At 63.0% G+C, this 15,232-nt stretch carries 15 protein-coding genes and 1 pseudogene; 5 read left to right on the forward strand and 11 right to left on the reverse strand.

Annotated features, from left to right (window positions below):
• Nucleotides 1–11: 11 nt before the first annotated feature.
• Nucleotides 12–962 (reverse strand): beta-hydroxyaspartate dehydratase BhcB, encoded by a 951-nt coding sequence (gene bhcB / locus ABDX79_RS06630; protein WP_346219581.1) that lies wholly within the window; start codon nt 960–962, stop codon nt 12–14.
• A 14-nt stretch (nt 963–976) separates the two neighbouring features.
• Nucleotides 977–2,167: an L-aspartate--glyoxylate aminotransferase BhcA gene (gene bhcA / locus ABDX79_RS06635; protein WP_346219487.1), complete on the reverse strand. Its 1,191-nt coding sequence runs from the start codon at nt 2,165–2,167 to the stop codon at nt 977–979.
• Nucleotides 2,168–2,335: 168 nt separating this feature from the next.
• Here bhcA and bhcR point away from each other — a divergent pair, with 168 nt between their 5' ends.
• Nucleotides 2,336–3,175, forward strand: coding sequence for an HTH-type transcriptional regulator BhcR (gene bhcR, locus ABDX79_RS06640; RefSeq protein ID WP_346219488.1), 840 nt, complete (start codon nt 2,336–2,338; stop codon nt 3,173–3,175).
• A gap of 7 nt (nt 3,176–3,182) precedes the next feature.
• Here bhcR and ABDX79_RS06645 read toward each other — a convergent pair whose 3' ends face one another.
• The 9 genes from ABDX79_RS06645 to ABDX79_RS06685 form a co-directional block, all read right to left on the reverse strand.
• Nucleotides 3,183–4,028, reverse strand: a complete 846-nt coding sequence (locus tag ABDX79_RS06645) for a bifunctional allantoicase/(S)-ureidoglycine aminohydrolase (protein WP_346219489.1) — start codon at nt 4,026–4,028, stop codon at nt 3,183–3,185.
• Nucleotides 4,029–4,301: 273 nt separating this feature from the next.
• Nucleotides 4,302–5,228 (reverse strand): PHP domain-containing protein, encoded by a 927-nt coding sequence (locus ABDX79_RS06650; protein WP_346219490.1) that lies wholly within the window; start codon nt 5,226–5,228, stop codon nt 4,302–4,304.
• A 15-nt stretch (nt 5,229–5,243) separates the two neighbouring features.
• A complete protein-coding gene (locus ABDX79_RS06655; protein ID WP_346219491.1) occupies nt 5,244–6,296 on the reverse strand; it encodes an ABC transporter ATP-binding protein in 1,053 nt (350 codons plus the stop codon).
• Nucleotides 6,293–7,117 carry an ABC transporter permease gene (locus tag ABDX79_RS06660; RefSeq protein ID WP_463671127.1) on the reverse strand — a complete coding sequence of 275 codons (825 nt, stop codon included), beginning with the start codon at nt 7,115–7,117 and terminating at the stop codon, nt 6,293–6,295. Before ABDX79_RS06660 ends, ABDX79_RS06655 begins: the two co-directional genes overlap by 4 nt.
• Complete coding sequence (locus ABDX79_RS06665; RefSeq protein ID WP_346219582.1) at nt 7,114–7,953, reverse strand: ABC transporter permease; 840 nt, start codon at nt 7,951–7,953, stop codon at nt 7,114–7,116. The genes ABDX79_RS06660 and ABDX79_RS06665 overlap by 4 nt, the downstream gene beginning before the upstream one ends.
• A gap of 153 nt (nt 7,954–8,106) precedes the next feature.
• Nucleotides 8,107–9,204 (reverse strand): ABC transporter substrate-binding protein, encoded by a 1,098-nt coding sequence (locus tag ABDX79_RS06670; protein ID WP_346219493.1) that lies wholly within the window; start codon nt 9,202–9,204, stop codon nt 8,107–8,109.
• 337 nt (nt 9,205–9,541) lie between these two features.
• Nucleotides 9,542–10,282 carry an HAD family hydrolase gene (locus ABDX79_RS06675; protein WP_346219494.1) on the reverse strand — a complete coding sequence of 247 codons (741 nt, stop codon included), beginning with the start codon at nt 10,280–10,282 and terminating at the stop codon, nt 9,542–9,544.
• Nucleotides 10,283–10,612: 330 nt separating this feature from the next.
• Nucleotides 10,613–11,662: an NAD(P)-dependent alcohol dehydrogenase gene (locus tag ABDX79_RS06680; protein ID WP_346219495.1), complete on the reverse strand. Its 1,050-nt coding sequence runs from the start codon at nt 11,660–11,662 to the stop codon at nt 10,613–10,615.
• Nucleotides 11,663–11,758: 96 nt separating this feature from the next.
• Nucleotides 11,759–12,112: a winged helix-turn-helix transcriptional regulator gene (locus ABDX79_RS06685; RefSeq protein WP_346219496.1), complete on the reverse strand. Its 354-nt coding sequence runs from the start codon at nt 12,110–12,112 to the stop codon at nt 11,759–11,761.
• A 93-nt stretch (nt 12,113–12,205) separates the two neighbouring features.
• Here ABDX79_RS06685 and ABDX79_RS06690 point away from each other — a divergent pair, with 93 nt between their 5' ends.
• From ABDX79_RS06690 to ABDX79_RS06705, 4 genes and pseudogenes are all read left to right on the forward strand, one after another.
• On the forward strand, nt 12,206–13,150 hold the full coding sequence (locus ABDX79_RS06690; protein ID WP_346219497.1) for a ring-cleaving dioxygenase: 945 nt from the start codon (nt 12,206–12,208) through the stop codon (nt 13,148–13,150).
• Entirely contained in the window at nt 13,147–13,902 is a 756-nt protein-coding gene (locus ABDX79_RS06695) for an alpha/beta hydrolase (protein ID WP_346219498.1), read from the forward strand. Before ABDX79_RS06690 ends, ABDX79_RS06695 begins: the two co-directional genes overlap by 4 nt.
• Nucleotides 13,899–14,189, forward strand: coding sequence for a GNAT family N-acetyltransferase (locus tag ABDX79_RS06700; RefSeq protein WP_346219499.1), 291 nt, complete (start codon nt 13,899–13,901; stop codon nt 14,187–14,189). The genes ABDX79_RS06695 and ABDX79_RS06700 overlap by 4 nt, the downstream gene beginning before the upstream one ends.
• 61 nt (nt 14,190–14,250) lie before the next feature.
• Nucleotides 14,251–15,222, forward strand: a pseudogene (locus ABDX79_RS06705) (pirin family protein).
• The last annotated feature ends 10 nt before the right edge of the window (nt 15,223–15,232 follow it).

Below are 15,232 nucleotides of genomic sequence, written 5' to 3' on the forward strand. Positions count from 1 at the left end.
CGGTGCCTCCGTCATTGATTCCAAGGCAGCTTGTCGAGATCGACATTGCCGCCGGTGATGATGATGCCGACGCGCTTGGCCTTGAAGGCGTCGGGATTTTTCAAAACGGTGGCGAGAGGCACCGCGCTCGACGGCTCCATGACCACCCGCAAATGCTTCCAGATCAGCTTCATCGCCTCGACGATCTCCTCGTCGGACGCGGTGTAGATCTCATGGACATGCTTCGACACGAAGTGCCAGGTGAGATCCTTCAGCGGCACGAGAAGTCCGTCGGCGACGGATTTCGGCGCGTCGTCGGCGATGATGTGGCCGGCCTTGAAGCTGCGATAGGCATCGTCCGCCTGTTCGGGTTCCGCCGCGATCACCTTCGTCTCCGGGGCAAGTGTCGAGAGCGTCAGGCAGGTGCCGGAAATCATGCCGCCGCCGCCGATCGGGGCGACCACCATGTCGAGCCCGCCCGTGTCCTCCATGAGCTCCTTCGAACAGGTGCCCTGACCGGCGATGACGCGCGGATCGTTGTAGGGATGGACGAAATCGCTCCCCGTTTCGGCCTGGATCTTGGCGAAGGCCTCTTCGCGCGAGGAGGTCGAGGGCTCGCATTCGGTAATCTTCCCACCGAAGCGCCGCACCGTGTCCTTCTTGGCTTGCGGCGCCGTGCGCGGCATCACCACATGGCACGGAATGCCGCGCCGCATGGCGGCATAGCTGAGGCAGGAGGCGTGATTGCCGGACGAGTGCGTCGCAACGCCCTTTTCCGACTGGGCCTCATCGAGCCCAAAGACCGCGTTCGAGGCACCGCGCACCTTGAAGGCACCCGGCTCCTGAAAATTCTCGCACTTGAAGAACAGTTCGCAGCCGGCGCGTTCGTTCAGATAGTCGGAGGTGCGGATCGGCGTTCGCCGAATATAGGGCTTGATGCGCTCATGGGCTGCGAGCATATCGTTATAGGTCGGGATGATCATCTCGGCATCCTTCATCATGCGGCCTTGAGCGCCGGGGCGGCATGTGTCGAGCGGTAGTGCTCCTGCGCCGCCGCAATGCCCGAGCCGAGCGTCACGTCAAGGCCGAGATCGGCCATGCACATTTCGGCCGTCGCAAGGCCCGACAGCGTCATGACGTCGGTCAGGCTGCCGAGATGGCCGATGCGAAACACCTTGCCGGCGACCTCGCCGAGACCGGTGCCGAAGGCAACGCCATAAACCTGTGCGGCATGGGTGACGATGTCGGTGGCGTTGAAGCCCTTCGGTGTGCGGATGGCGCTGACCGTGTCGGATTGAACCTCGGGCGAGACCGCGCAAAGCTCCAGACCCCAAGCCCGGACCGCGGCACGCACGCCTTCGGCGATCCGGTGATGGCGGGCAAAGACATTGTCGAGCCCTTCCGCCAGCAGCATCTCGGTCGAGAGCTTCAGCCCGTTCATCAGGCCGACCGGCGGCGTATAGGGAAAGCCATTGGCGGCATACCCTTTCATCATGTCCCGGATATCGAAGAACGTGCGCGGCATTTTCGCGCTCGCCACCGCTTCTATCGCCCGTTCGGAAAAGCCCAAAATCGCAAGGCCGGGCGGCAGCATGAAGCCCTTCTGGGACCCGGTGACGGCGATGTCGACGCCCCATTCGTCGAAGCGGAAATCCATCGAGCCGATCGAGCTGACTCCGTCGACGAGGAGGAGCGCCGGGTGGCCGGCATGGTCGATTGCCTTGCGCAAGGCGCCGATATCGGAGCGAACGCCGGTCGCCGTCTCGTTGTGGGTCGCAAGAATTGCCTTGATCGCGTGCGCCTTGTCGGCGGCAAGGATCTCGCCATAGCGCTCCGTCGGGATGCCCTCCCCCCAAGACGTCTCGATGATCTCGACATCGAGGCCGTGGCGCTGGCACATATCGATCCAGCGATGGCTGAACATGCCGTTTCGGGCCGCCAGAACCTTGTCGCCGGGCGAAAGCGTGTTGGTGATCGCGGCCTCCCAGCCGCCCGTCCCTGTCGAGGGAAAGAACACGACCTGCGCATTCCGCGCCTTCAGGATCTGGCGCACATTCTTAAGACAGGGATGAAGAATGTCGCCAAAGGCCGGCGACCGGTGATCGATCGTCGGCATATCGCAGGCTTTGCGGATCGCTTCCGGCATATTGGTGGGGCCTGGAATGAAAACCGGATTCTGAGCGCTCATGGCCATATCCTCCTCTTTCGTTGGACCATTCTAGGTCAGCGTTCCGAGACGCGATATTTTTGCATTGAGGATAGAAGACGAGCGCCGGGAGCAAAAACCTCATTCTTGTCAGAGGTTTGATTTTTTCATATCGTGAATGTGTTTTTCACTTATCGCTTGAGGCAGTCTTTGGATAACCCGAACAATCATCGAAAGCCGCGCGGACGCCCGCGCGGCTGGGCGGATACGAGCGAGGAGAACACGCTCAAATCCCTCGATAGGGCGCTGGAGATTTTCGAATATCTGAGCGCTCATTCGGGCCAGACGCTCTCGGCCCTCGCCAAGGAACTCGGACAGGCCCCGGCAACGGTCTACCGGGTGCTCCTGACGCTTGAGAAACGGCGTCTGGCGGAATTCACGCCCGACGATCAGCGCTGGCACATCGGCTCCAATGCCTATGTCGTCGGCGCGCGATATCTGCGCCGGACAAGCCTTGTGGAACGAGCGCGGCCGATCATGCGGCGCTTGATGGAGGCCTCAGGGGAAACGGCCAATCTCGGCATCGTCCAGGACTTTTCGGTCCTGTTCGTCAGTCAGGTGGAGACCCATGCCAGCATCAGGGCGTTCTTTCCGCCGGGCACGGTCTCGCCGCTTCATGCCTCGGGCATCGGCAAGGCGCTGCTGGCCGAAATGCCGAGAGAGCGTCTCGATCGCGTCATTGCGAAGAACGGTCTCGCCTCCTTCACGGCGAAGTCCCTGACAACGCGGCAAGCGCTCATGGCCGATCTAGAACGCACGCGGGCGCGCGGCCATGCGATCGACGACGAGGAACGCACCGACGGCATGCGATGTGTGGCGGCGGCAATTTTCGATGTGCATGAGGAGGCCGCCGCCGGCATTTCCGTCTCCGGCCCGATCACCCGCATGAGTGCCGACAAGACCGCCGAGTTCGCGGCGGCCGTGATGGATGCGGCCCTGGAGCTGACGGCGGCGATCGGCGGGGCTCGGCCCACTCGCCCGCAGCCGTGATGTTCGCCTACCGGCGAGCCGAGCCGCCCAGGGCGGAGCCGAGCTTCATATGCCGATTGACGTCCTTGTAGAGGAGATAGCGGAACCTGCCCGGCCCACCCGCATAGCAGGCCTGGGGGCAGAAGGCGCGCAGCCACATATAGTCGCCGGCCTCGACCTCGACCCAGTCCTGATTGAGGCGATAGACCGCCTTGCCTTCCAGAACATAGAGCCCGTGCTCCATCACATGGGTTTCACAGAAGGGAATGACGGCGCCGGGCTCGAAGGTCACCACCGTCACATGCATGTCGTGGCGCATGTCGGCCGGATCGACGAAGCGGGTCGTCGCCCATTTGCCGTCCGTTCCCGGCATCGGCGTCGGCGCGACGTCCTCGTCATGGCTGACCACCACGTCGGGAAGGGCCAAGCCCTCGACCGCCTCATAGGCCTTGCGAATCCAGTGAAAGCGGACAGGCGCATCGCTGTCGTTCGCAAAAGTCCAGTCGGTCTTGGGCGGCAGATAGACATAGCTTCCCGGCCGCAGCGAATGGCTCTGACCGGCGATGGCGATCGTCGCCCTTCCCTCGACCACGAAAAGAACCCCTTCAGCGCCCGGATCGGTTTCCGGCCGCTCGGAGCCGCCGCCAGGGCCGACCTCCATGATGTACTGGGAGAAGGTTTCGGCAAAGCCGCTCAAGGGGCGCGACAGCACCCAGAGGCGCGTTGCATTCCAAAAGGGGAGGAAGCTTGTCACGATGTCCTGCATCGTGCCCTTCGGGATTACCGCATAGGCGTCGGTGAAGACCGCGCGATCGGACAAAAGCTGTTCCTGGGGAGGGTGCCCCCCGCGAGGGGCGAAATATCGTGCGCTCATCTTGGCTCCAAGGCGTGGTGTCCGCTGTTGCCATAACGGCTGGAGGCCACAGTCGGCCACCTCGATACCGCAAAGAACTCTTTCTGCAAAAATTTGGCAAAAGGGAGCGGGTCTTTGAATCGGGCACCGCGCGGCGGGCCCTGATCCATCAAGACCCAGGCAGTTTCGCCTCGGTCATGGAACCGCTTGCCGCGTGCGACGAACATATTCGCGGCCTTAAGCGTTGGGCCGAATGACGCCCCTTGGCGAAACGTCTGTATGCTCGAAGCCGGGTCAGTCCGTCCGTCGGACAGGATTGGTCCAGGCGCGGCGTCCGGCCCGGTCGATCACGGTGAACCGAATCCAGGGCGAATGTCCGACGCGATCGAGCTTCATGCGAACCGAGGTCATCGATTCGCCGTGCATCGCCTTCGCCGCGCAGCCATGGCCTTGAGCGATAACGGTCACGACCGAGCTGCAGCGGATGACGACCTCGTCGCCTTCGATCGCAACATGGTGGAGTTCGGGGCCTTGGCTGGAATAGAAATGCCCGGCCTTCAGCGATTTGAGAAGCGCGTCCGGCTCGTTCGCCTCGGCCTTGACCATGACCCAACCGCCGAAGAAATCCGGCTCGGAGAAATGGGCGTCATCCGTCGCAATCAGCATCGGCGAACGGCCTTCCGACCAGAGAAGATCGGCGACATGAAAACCGTCTGCCCGATCGCAACCGATGGCACAGCCATGATTGTAGATCTCGACCGCATCGGCGGCCTCGATCGAGCGAGCATCCTCCAGCGTCATGCCGGACCATTGCGGATGGGCGACAGCGACGAAGGCGCCCGCGTCCGAAGCCCGCGCGGCCAGCTCGGGACCCGTTTCCTGGTCGTCCCGAGCATGGAAGTCGGGCGCGTTCGCGGCGGTAAAATCAGCCGGCAGACCGACGGCGAGGATGTGCCAGAGTTCGCCATTGTGCATGGGCCCGGAATGGAGCTCGGCGCCAAGAAGCGTAGTGAAGCCGTCGTCCCGGAAGCCAGTGGTATCGGTGATCGGATAGCCGTAAAGGCCGATCATGTGATCGGTCAGGGCGATGAAATCATAGCCTTCCGCCCGGTAGCGGCGACAGACCTCCGCCGGCTCCAGAATGCCGTCGGACCGGTTGGAATGGGTGTGCAGATTGCCGCGAAGGAAGCGACCGGGTGCCGTGAAGGCATCGAGAATCATGATTCTGAAACAGCCTTATTCGGGAAGAACGAGAAGATCGTCTTCGGAAAACCAGAGCTCGACGGTCTCTCCGATGGTCGGAACCGGAGCGCCACTCTGGTTGAACATGTCGAGGCGGACCGTGCGGCCCTCGACCTCGATCTGGGCCCGGATGACCGAGCCGAGGAAGCTCGTCATCGTGACGGTGCCGGTGATCGACAGCTCGTCGCCTTCACGGCGGCGAAGCGCAAGCGATTCCGGACGCAGGGCCGCGACCAGCGTCGTTCCCGCTTCGTAACCTGAGGCAGCGGAGACCTGAAACGACTTACCGGCGAAGCGAAGGGCGCCCGGCTCGGGAACCACTGCATCGAACACATTGAGCGTGCCGACGAAATCGGCGACGAACCGTGTCGCCGGCCGGTTGTAGATCTCCGCCGGCGTCGCGATCTGGTCGGCCCGGCCGCGATGCATGACCACGACCCGATCGGAAACCGAAAGCGCCTCTTCCTGATCATGGGTCACGAAGATCGTCGTGATACCGAGCTCACGCTGAATGCGGCGGATATCGTCTCGCAGTGTGACGCGGATCTTGGCGTCGAGCGCCGAAAGCGGTTCGTCGAGAAGCAGCAGTTTCGGGCTCGGGGCAAGCGCGCGGGCGAGGCTGACGCGCTGCTGTTGGCCGCCCGAAAGCTGATAGGGATAGCGGTCCCCCAGATGATCGAGCGAAATGAGGGAAAGCATCTCTTTCACGCGGCTGTCGACCTTCTGGCGGTCCATGCCAGCGACCTTCAGCCCGAAGGCGACGTTCTCATAGGCCGTCATGTTGGGAAAGAGCGCGTAGGACTGGAAGACCATGCCGATGCGTCGCCGGCTTGCCGACAAGGCCGTCACATCCTCGCCGCCCACAAAGATCGTTCCCGAACTCGGCTTTTCGAAGCCGGCGATCATCCGCAGAACCGTCGTCTTGCCGCAACCTGAGGGCCCGAGAAAGGAGACGAACTCGCCGCGCGCGATCGACAGATCGAATTCGCTGACGACCTTGGAAGCGCCGAAACTCTTCGCGATCCGATCCAGGGTGAGGAAGCTCATCGGGGTTTTCTCTTCAGGAAGTTCGGTCGGCGGAGCGGCGCAAAGATCTGCCCCGGCTTGCGGGTCGCGAAATACTCCATCAGCACCATGCAGACCCAGGTGAAGGCGAAGGCCATGATGGCAAGCGCGGCTGGAGGATAAGCCTGATCCTCGCCGATCTGGACCATGTAGGGCCCGAAGCCGGGCCGGTTCAGAAGCGAGGTGATGACGAACTCGCCAAGGGAAATGGAGAAGGTGAGGAACGCGCCGGACATCAGCGCGGAGCGGACATTGGGAAAGATCACGACGGCGATCGTGCGCAGGCGCGAGGCCCCCAGGGACTCGGCCGCCTCGGTCAAGGTGACGATGTCGATGGTGCTCATCCCGTTGTCCACGGCGCGGAACATGTAGGGAAGTGACAGGGTGACATAGCCGATGACGAGGAGGAGGTTGATGCCGAATTCGGTCGTCGTCATCGGCAGGAAAGACGATGAGCCATACATGCGCACATAGCCGAAGACGAGGACGACCGGCGGGATGATCAGAGGCATCAGGCTGAGGAATTCGACCAGCGAGCGAAGCTGCGGCAGCTTCAGCCGCACCCAATAGGCCGTCGGCACCACGAGCAGGGCGCCGAGCACGATGGCAGTCAGCGAGGCGATGGTGGAAAAGGCGAGCGCGCCCATGAAGACATCGCTCGACAGGACCCAGCGATAGGCCTCGAAGGTCAACTCCCCGCGCACCATGCGAAGCGAGAAGTCGAACGTGGCGATCAGCGGAAGCAGAAAGAAGGCGGCCGCGATGAAAGCAATCAGCCAGGACAGGATCGAAGCGCGATTCACTTTTGCCACCGTTCCGCGCGTCGGCGCAGGATGAAGTAGAGAGAGTTGGTCACGACCATGATGAGGATCATGCCGAGCGCGAGCGCATAGCCGAGATTGGGATTGTAGAGGACATTCCCGCGGATCTGCTGGAAGAGGACGATCGGAACGACCGGGAAATTCGCCGACGTCAGAGCGTAGACCGTGGCGAGCGTGCCGAAGGCGTTGGCGAAAAGAAGCAGGAAGCAGCCGAGCACGGAGGGCGTCAGGATCGGCAGCCCCACATAGCGCCAATACTGCCACGTGCTGGCGCCGAGACTTTCGGCCGCCTCCTTCCATTGCGGGCGAAGCCCTTCGAGCGCCGGGGTGATCATCAGCACCATCAGCGGCAGCTGGAAGTAAAGATAGACGATCGCGAGCCCCCAGAACGAGAAGAGCGAGAAGCCGGCGGCATAGATGTTGATGCCGAAGACATCGCGCAGGATCAGGGTCGCGAGACCGAGGCGTCCGAGCGTTGCGATGAAGGCGAAGGCGAGCGGCACGCCAGCGAAGTTCGAGGCGACACCGGAAAAGGTCATGAAGGCGCGCCGAACCCAGGACGGCAGGCCGCCGAGGATCAGAGCATAAGCCAGGAACAGGCCGAAGACCGTGCCGAACAGCGCCGAGACGAAGCTCAGGCGAATCGACAACCAGTAGGATCCGGCGAGCTGCGGCTGCGACAGGGAAAGCAGCGTGTCGAATGAGTAGCGACCGTCAGGTGTCTGGAACGCCCCCTGGACGAGATACAGAACCGGCAGGATCAGAAAGAGAAGGGCAAAGAGCAGATACGGAGCAACACCCAGCCAGCTCCAGTTCATGCGGAGAGACGAAAAGAATGGCCTCGGGGAGCGATTGCTCGCGTCCGAAGCGGCCCGCCGTCCGGTGATGTCGACCAAGTCCTGTCCCCTCACGCACCATTCGCGCCGACCGGTGCGAAACCGGCCGACGCGAGTCATTCAATGCGGGCTGTCTTATTGGACGCCCATCTCCTTACCCCAATTTTCGGCGATGGCGGCCTTGGCGGCTTCCTGATCCTCGAGGCTTGGGAAGACGGCCTTCGAATAATTCTCGGCGGGCGGCAGCTTATCGAGCATTTCCTGCGGAATGACACCGCGCTCACTCATCTCGTTGAAGCGGATCGGATGGCAGTAGCCATCGAGCCATTTCAGCTGGCCCTCGTCGGAATAGAGATATTCCATCCACAGCTTTGCGGCGTTCGGATGGGGTGCATAGGCCGAGATCGCCTGGACATAGACACCGGCGACGACCGCGTCGGACGGGATCACGACCTCGATCGGCGGATTGCCGTCGAGCTGGTCACGAACGGCGAGAAGATTGTAGTCCCAGTCGAAGTAGATCGGCGTGGTGCCCTGGGCGAGGTTCTGGGCGCTGCCGTTCACCGGAACGAGATTGCCGTTGTCCTTCAGCTCCTTGAAGAAGGCGATGCCCTTGTTAAGCGCGTCCGCACCCGGTTTGCCGCCCGCAGCAAGGCCTGCCGCATAGACAGAGATCATCACGGAGTTACTGATTCGCGGGTCGTTCTCCAGTGCGACGCCATTCGTGTAGGCGCTGCCCTTGAGGTCCGCAAAGCTCGTCGGAGCCTCCGGATAGATGTCCTTGTTCACGGCAAAGCCGAGAACGCCGTAATAGTCGCCATACCAATAGCCTTCCGGATCCTTGGCATCGTCCGGAATGCTGTCCCAGGTCGAGACCTTGTAGGGCTGGATGAGACCCTGCTCCTTGGCGGCCGGGCCGAAGGAAAGTCCGACATCGAGAACGTCGGGGGCCTGCGTGCCCGTATTGCCCTTGTTCGCCTTCACGGCTTCGAGCTCGTCGGCCGAGCCGGCATTCGGATTCAGCTCGTTGACCTGAAGGCCATACTTATCCTTGAAGCCCTGAATCACGCCGCCGTAATTGCACCAGCTATGGGGCAGTGCGATCGTGGTGAGCATGCCCTCCTTCTTGGCCGCGTCGATCAGCTCCTGAGAAGGCTCGGCGAAAGCCACGGAGGTGAGCAAGGTCGACGCCGCAAGAGCAAGCGCGATCGGGGTTCGCAGGGACACTGTCATTCCATTTCTCCGAGGGACGATACACATTACCGGTTCACGACGTTCGATCGGATCGCCGGACGGCGTCCCCTACCGAGCTTCGATGACAAGCGCGTGAAGCCAAAGGAGCGGTATTTCGGAGGCAATTGTCAAGGCTGATTAATTATTGGATGCACAGGCTTCGCTTCTTGGCGATCGTCAGCGATGCCGGCAGCGATACTACCTCTGGCGGCCATTTCTCGACGGGAGCGGAAGGCTGGTCGACGATGGTGCGCGCCGGATCGCGCCCGAGCCGTCCTGACCGTTTTGCGGCAGAACCGATCACAGCTTGGCCTGCAACCGCTACGGGTCACTGGAGCTAGGATTTCGCCCGGTTCGCCCTCGGCCAGCGGCCGAGATCCTCAAGGAGGCTCGGGATCTCGGTGACATCACCGAGAACGTGATCGGCTTCCGGCTCAAGGTCCTCGCGGCTGCCGGTCCCGGTCAAGACGCCAAGGCAGAGCGAGAATCCCGCCGCGCGGCCCATGCGGATGTCGTGAAGATTGTCCCCCACCATCACGCAGTCGTCCTCTGACAGCCCCAGGGATTTTGCGAAGGCATGCGCCATTCCCGGCCCAGGCTTGCCACCATGCCCGCTGTCGTAGCCGGCGACGAAGTCCACAAGATCATCGAGGCCGATCGCCGAAAGGGTCGCCCGGGCGCCGGCTTCACTGTCGCTGGTTGCAACGCCCGTTCGGATGCCGGCGTCCCTCAGAACGTCGAAAAAAGTGCCCGACTGCGGCACCGGGACGGCGTTCGCCGCGCCGGCCGTGAAGATGCGGTCGAGGTCCTTCGTGAGCTCGGCAAGGGCGATCGTCGAGCCTCCTGTTCTCCAGGCTTCGGCGATCTCGATCGTGTGGGCAGCCGCAAGCAGGCTCCCCCCAGCAATCCGTCCCGTCTCGGGATCGTGACCGCCGATCCGCAGGAGCTTGCGCGCAAGGTCGGCATCGCCGCCCGCAGCATGATTCGCCGCGGAAACGTTGATGGGGGCCCAGGTCGCCGCGTAGTCGACGAGCGTGCCGTCCTTGTCGAAGAGAATTCCGTGTACGGCCTCAGGCATTCACCTGCCTTCTCGATTGGCTGGGGGTCTATCCCGTTCGAACATGCGACCGACCTGATCGCCGTCCAGATGCGGAAGCGGTTCCGGGTCTCGCACCCGTTCAGTCGTCATACGGAATCCGTTTGATGCTTCGCGATCGCGGCTTTCAACACCGCTCAATTGCCGCGCGGGCTGCGATACCATCCCCAGCCTCATCAGCCGGAAATGGCATCATGCGGAAAAACAAGCGCCCAGACCGAAGTATCGACGCTGGCGCCATGCATCACCTGCACGGCACCGGTACGCCTGATCCCATCGTCGGTTCGAACGCCTGCCAGTTTCTTCGAGCTCTTACTGGGGCAGTTCGATTTGCATCTTGACGTCCGCCGGCGGTGCGGACGCCGCCGTCTCGAAGGCGTGAACGCTCTCCTCGAAGGAAAATGTGCGGGTGATCAGCGGCTTCACGTCGATCGCGCCCGAGGACAACATCGCAACGCAGCGCGGAAAGACATGGGCGTAGCGAAAGATGTTCTCCACGCGAGCCTCACGGATCATCGCCGCACCGGCATCGTAGGAGATCGGATCGGGCTGACCACCGATCATCACGACGCAGCCCCCCGGGGCGAGGGGTTCGAAAACCTGTGCCGCGGCCCGCGGCGACCCCGTCGCCTCGAACACCACATCGCATCCCCACCCGTCGGTGTCGGCCTTCACGCGCTCCACGAGGTTTTCCGTGTCGACCTTCACGCCCCTGATGGCAGGGTTGAGACCCTCCGCGATTTCGAGCTTCTTTTCCGACAGATCCGTCACGTAGACACGGGCGCAGCCGGCCGCGAGAGCGGACAGGGCCGTCACCAGCCCGATCGGCCCTGCCCCCATGACGACGGCGATATCGCCAGGCTTCACCCGCGCCTTGGTCGCGGCATGAACGCCGACGGCGAGCGGCTCGACCATGGCCGCCTCGTCGTAGCCGACGTTGTCCGGCAATCTGAACGTGAAAGCTTCCGGGTGGACGCAGGTGGGTCTCAGGATCCCGTGGACAGGCGGCGTCGCCCAGAAGCGCACAGCCGGATCGACATTGTACATGCCGAGCCGTGTCGCCCTGGAATTGGGATCGGGAATACCGGGTTCCATGCAGACGCGGTCGCCGACGGCGAGTGTCGCCACCTCGGAGCCGATCTCGATCACCGTACCGGAAGCCTCATGGCCGAGGATCATCGGCGCGTTCACCACGAACGGGCCGATGCGGCCGTGGGTATAATAGTGAACGTCCGAACCGCAGATCCCCACCGTATGAAGCTTGATACGGACGTCGCGCGGCCCGAGGACCTCTTCGTCCTTCTCGATGGGGAAATCGCGAAGGGAGAGTTCGTCTTTTCGTTCGAGAACCAGGGATTTCATCGGTTGGCCTTTTAAGATGATGACGAATGCGAGAATGATCGAGATCAGGTGGCCGCCCTTATTGCAACCGATGCGAAACGTTTGCCAAGGGATCGGCTATTCGACATCGATCGCATCGAACTTCGTAAGAACGCCGTGAATCCGATGCCCGCGCTCCGTGAGCCCATAGGTCACCTCGGGCGGAATTGTCGGAGCTTGTTTGCGCCAGACGAGGCCATCGACCTCCAGCTCACGCAAACGCTGTGTCAAAACCTTCGGCGAGATACCGGCGATGATGCGTCTCAAGGCCCCGAAGCGCTGCGGACCATGCGTTCCGAGAACATAGATCACATGGGTCTTCCACTGACCCCACAGCATGCGCAGGACCCGATCCGACGCGCAACAGACGGCGGGTGAGGCCTCGTTCAGCTCTTCGGTCGCGTCCGGGACGGTTTTCCGGGTAGTTTCCATTCGGTAACGACTTTCACTTGGGAACCCATGATCGCATATAGGTCCCGAAAGCGGCGTCTTCGAACCCGTCAGGCTCCTTGTCGGGAGAAAATCATGAATTTATCGAACATCAGGAACAGGCCCGCCGTCTCCGGGCTCCATCACGTCACCGCGATCAGCGGCGCACCGCAGGCGAACCTTGATTTCTACATCGGAACCCTGGGGCAGCGGCTTGTAAAACGCACGGTCAATTTCGACGATCCGGGCACCTATCATCTCTATTACGGTGATCGCGATGCGGCGCCGGGATCGATCATGACCTTCTTCCCCTTCGTCGATGCCGGTCCCGGTCGCGCCGGCGCGGGGATGGCAAGTGCCGTCGCCTACGCCGTTCCAAACCTCTCCGAGACGATGGAACGCCTCGCCTCGGAAGCCATCGACTTCGAAGGCCCGTTCGAGCGGATGGGCGAGCGTGCAATCGCCCTTCGCGATCCAGACGGAATGCGGGTCGAAATGATCGAGGGCGGCGCCCGCGACGAGGCCTTTCATTCGGTGACGCTCTGGCTCGCCGATATCGCCCCGACGGCGAACGTCCTGGAGGCGATGGGATATGTTCGGGACGAAGAGGAGGACCGCGCGACAGGTGGCACGGGCGGGACCGAACACCGGGTTCGCTATCGCCGAGGGCCGCAGGATCGCGCGGGTATCGTCGATCTGATGGTCTCGGATGCGCGCTCGATCGGCCGTTCGGGAGCCGGGACGATCCATCACGTCGCCTTCCGCGCGTCCTCCCCCGAGGAACAGCTCGAATGGCGCGAGCGCATGATTGCCATCGGCATGGACGTCACGCCGGTGATCGACCGGCAATATTTCGATGCGATCTATTTCCGCACGCCGGGCGGCGTCCTGTTCGAGATCGCGACCGATCCGCCGGGCTTTACCGTCGACGAGGATGCAGCGCATCTCGGCGAAGCGCTGAAGCTGCCGGGCCGGTACGAGCCCTTTCGCGACAGGATCGAGCGCGTCCTGCCGCCGATCAGGCTGCCGGAGGTCGCATGAGCATGATCGACAAACGGGTCCCGAACCGCACGCGCGGCGCGGGCCCCCATGCGGAACAGAGGCTGGCGACGGCCGGCGCTCCGCTCGAACGCGCGAAATTCGCCCTTGTCATGCTGCACGGTCGCGGCGCGGGCCCGGAAGACATGCTGGGCCTCAACGCCCACCTCGCCCTGCCCGACATCGCGGCCCTCGCGCCGGCGGCGGACGGGAATTCGTGGTGGCCGGACAGTTTTCTCGCGCCGCTCGCAGCCAACGAACCCGGTCTTTCGAGCGGCTTGTCGGTGGTGGAGGCGCTGCTCGACGATCTCGCGGGCTTGGGCTTCGGCCCCGAGCGCGTGGCGCTCGTCGGCTTCAGTCAGGGCGCATGCCTCGCGCTCGAGGCGGCGGCCCGGTTGGCCCGGCCTCTGCATGCGCTCGCGGCGCTTTCGGGCGGACTGGTCGGCACCGGCGAAGCCGGCGGGCCGGCGCGGGACGACCTTTACGGACGAACGGCGAAGCGCTTCGACTATGATGGCCGGCTGACCGGCCTGCCGGTTCTGATCGGATGCCACGCGCGCGACCCGCATATCCCGCTTGCCCGGGTTCGCGAAAGCGCGGACATCTTCGAAGGAATGGGCGCGATAGTCGATACCGACATCATACCGGGAGGAGGTCACGGCGTCGTCGCCTCTGAGGCCGCCTGGCTACGAACTCAACTGAACGGAGCATCGAGAGAGAGAGCTTCCGGCACAACACAAGGACGCACGACATGAGCGACATCGTCACAAAGCGCGAGGAAGGCGAGACCAAGGGCCGGTATGTCACGACCATCGACGGCCATGTGGCGGAACTCACCTTTTCACGCCTCGGATCGTCAAGCATCATCATCGATCATACGAGCGTTCCGGACGCCCTGCGCGGTCGCCATGTGGGCGTCGCGCTCGTGAAGAACGCCATCGAGGACGCCCGCCGCGAGCAACGCACGATCATTCCCCTGTGCCCCTTCGCCAAGGCCCAGATCGACCGGCATCCAGAGTGGCAGGACGTTCTCAAGCGTTAGGCGCGTCGCGCCGAGAGCAGCAGTCCCTCTTCGATTCATCACCGTTCAAAGGAGCATCGCGATGTCCTGGTCTCCCTGTCCCGATCCGAAACTCGGCGACGCATCCTCCGTCGATGCCGTCGAGACGCTGATCGTGCCGCGCTCCGTCGATATCGGCGAGATGACGGTTCGGCGCGCCCTCCCATCGACCAAGCGCCAGATGGTCGGCCCCTTCATCTTCTTCGACCAGATGGGACCGGCGGAGTTCCTGACCGATCATGGCATCGACGTACGCCCCCACCCGCACATCAACCTGGCGACCCTCACCTATCTGTTCGAAGGTCAGATCCACCATCGGGATTCCCTCGGCACCGATATCGCGATCGATCCCGGCGCGGTGAACTGGATGCGGGCCGGACGAGGCATCGTCCATTCCGAGCGCACGAGCGATGAGCGCAAGCGCAGCGGCCAGAGGCTGTTCGGGCTCCAGACCTAGATGGCGCTTCCGCAAGCGGCGGAAGAAAGCGACCCCGCTTTCATGCATCACGGTGCCGACGACCTGCCCATCGTCGAGGCCCACGGCGTTCGCGCCCGCCTCATCGCAGGCACGGCCTTCGGCGCGATATCTCCGCTCAAGACCGCGTCGGAAACGCTTTACGGCGATCTCATCCTCGCAACTGGCGCGTCCGTTCCAATCGATCCGGGTTACGAGGAGCGGGCGCTCTATACGATCGAGGGCACGATCAGGATCGCGGGCGACACCTTCGAGGCGGGCCAGCTCCTCGTCCTGCGCCCCGGCGATGGGATCACGGTTAAGAACGAAGGACCGCGCGAGGCCCGCTTCATGGTCTTCGGCGGCACGCCGATGGAGGGTCCGCGCTGGATCTGGTGGAACTTTGTCTCCTCGCGACCTGAGCGCATCGAGCAGGCAAAGGAGGAATGGCGGCGTGGCCGGTTCGAAACCGTTCCGGGCGATGAGGAGGATTTCATCCCCCTTCCCACATCCAGCAAGATGCCGATGAAGGCGGAAGGGCGACGCCAGAGCCGCCAGTAACACCGGTGGA

The organism is Fulvimarina fulva (assembly GCF_039652615.1).
Lineage (GTDB): Bacteria > Pseudomonadota > Alphaproteobacteria > Rhizobiales > Rhizobiaceae > Fulvimarina.

Bases quoted from the DNA above. Each gene is read 5' to 3' on its own strand.
- ABDX79_RS06670 (WP_346219493.1), bottom strand. From the start codon at position 9,204: ATGACAGTGTCCCTGCGAACCCCGATCGCGCTTGCTCTTGCGGCGTCG.
- ABDX79_RS06650 (WP_346219490.1), bottom strand. From the start codon at position 5,228: ATGATTCTCGATGCCTTCACGGCACCCGGTCGCTTCCTTCGCGGCAAT.
- ABDX79_RS06675 (WP_346219494.1), bottom strand. From the start codon at position 10,282: ATGCCTGAGGCCGTACACGGAATTCTCTTCGACAAGGACGGCACGCTC.
- ABDX79_RS06680 (WP_346219495.1), bottom strand. From the start codon at position 11,662: ATGAAATCCCTGGTTCTCGAACGAAAAGACGAACTCTCCCTTCGCGAT.
- ABDX79_RS06685 (WP_346219496.1), bottom strand. From the start codon at position 12,112: ATGGAAACTACCCGGAAAACCGTCCCGGACGCGACCGAAGAGCTGAAC.
- ABDX79_RS06700 (WP_346219499.1), top strand. From the start codon at position 13,899: ATGAGCGACATCGTCACAAAGCGCGAGGAAGGCGAGACCAAGGGCCGG.
- ABDX79_RS06665 (WP_346219582.1), bottom strand. From the start codon at position 7,953: ATGAACTGGAGCTGGCTGGGTGTTGCTCCGTATCTGCTCTTTGCCCTT.
- ABDX79_RS06655 (WP_346219491.1), bottom strand. From the start codon at position 6,296: ATGAGCTTCCTCACCCTGGATCGGATCGCGAAGAGTTTCGGCGCTTCC.
- ABDX79_RS06690 (WP_346219497.1), top strand. From the start codon at position 12,206: ATGAATTTATCGAACATCAGGAACAGGCCCGCCGTCTCCGGGCTCCAT.
- bhcA (WP_346219487.1), bottom strand. From the start codon at position 2,167: ATGAGCGCTCAGAATCCGGTTTTCATTCCAGGCCCCACCAATATGCCG.
- bhcB (WP_346219581.1), bottom strand. From the start codon at position 962: ATGATCATCCCGACCTATAACGATATGCTCGCAGCCCATGAGCGCATC.
- ABDX79_RS06695 (WP_346219498.1), top strand. From the start codon at position 13,147: ATGAGCATGATCGACAAACGGGTCCCGAACCGCACGCGCGGCGCGGGC.
- ABDX79_RS06645 (WP_346219489.1), bottom strand. From the start codon at position 4,028: ATGAGCGCACGATATTTCGCCCCTCGCGGGGGGCACCCTCCCCAGGAA.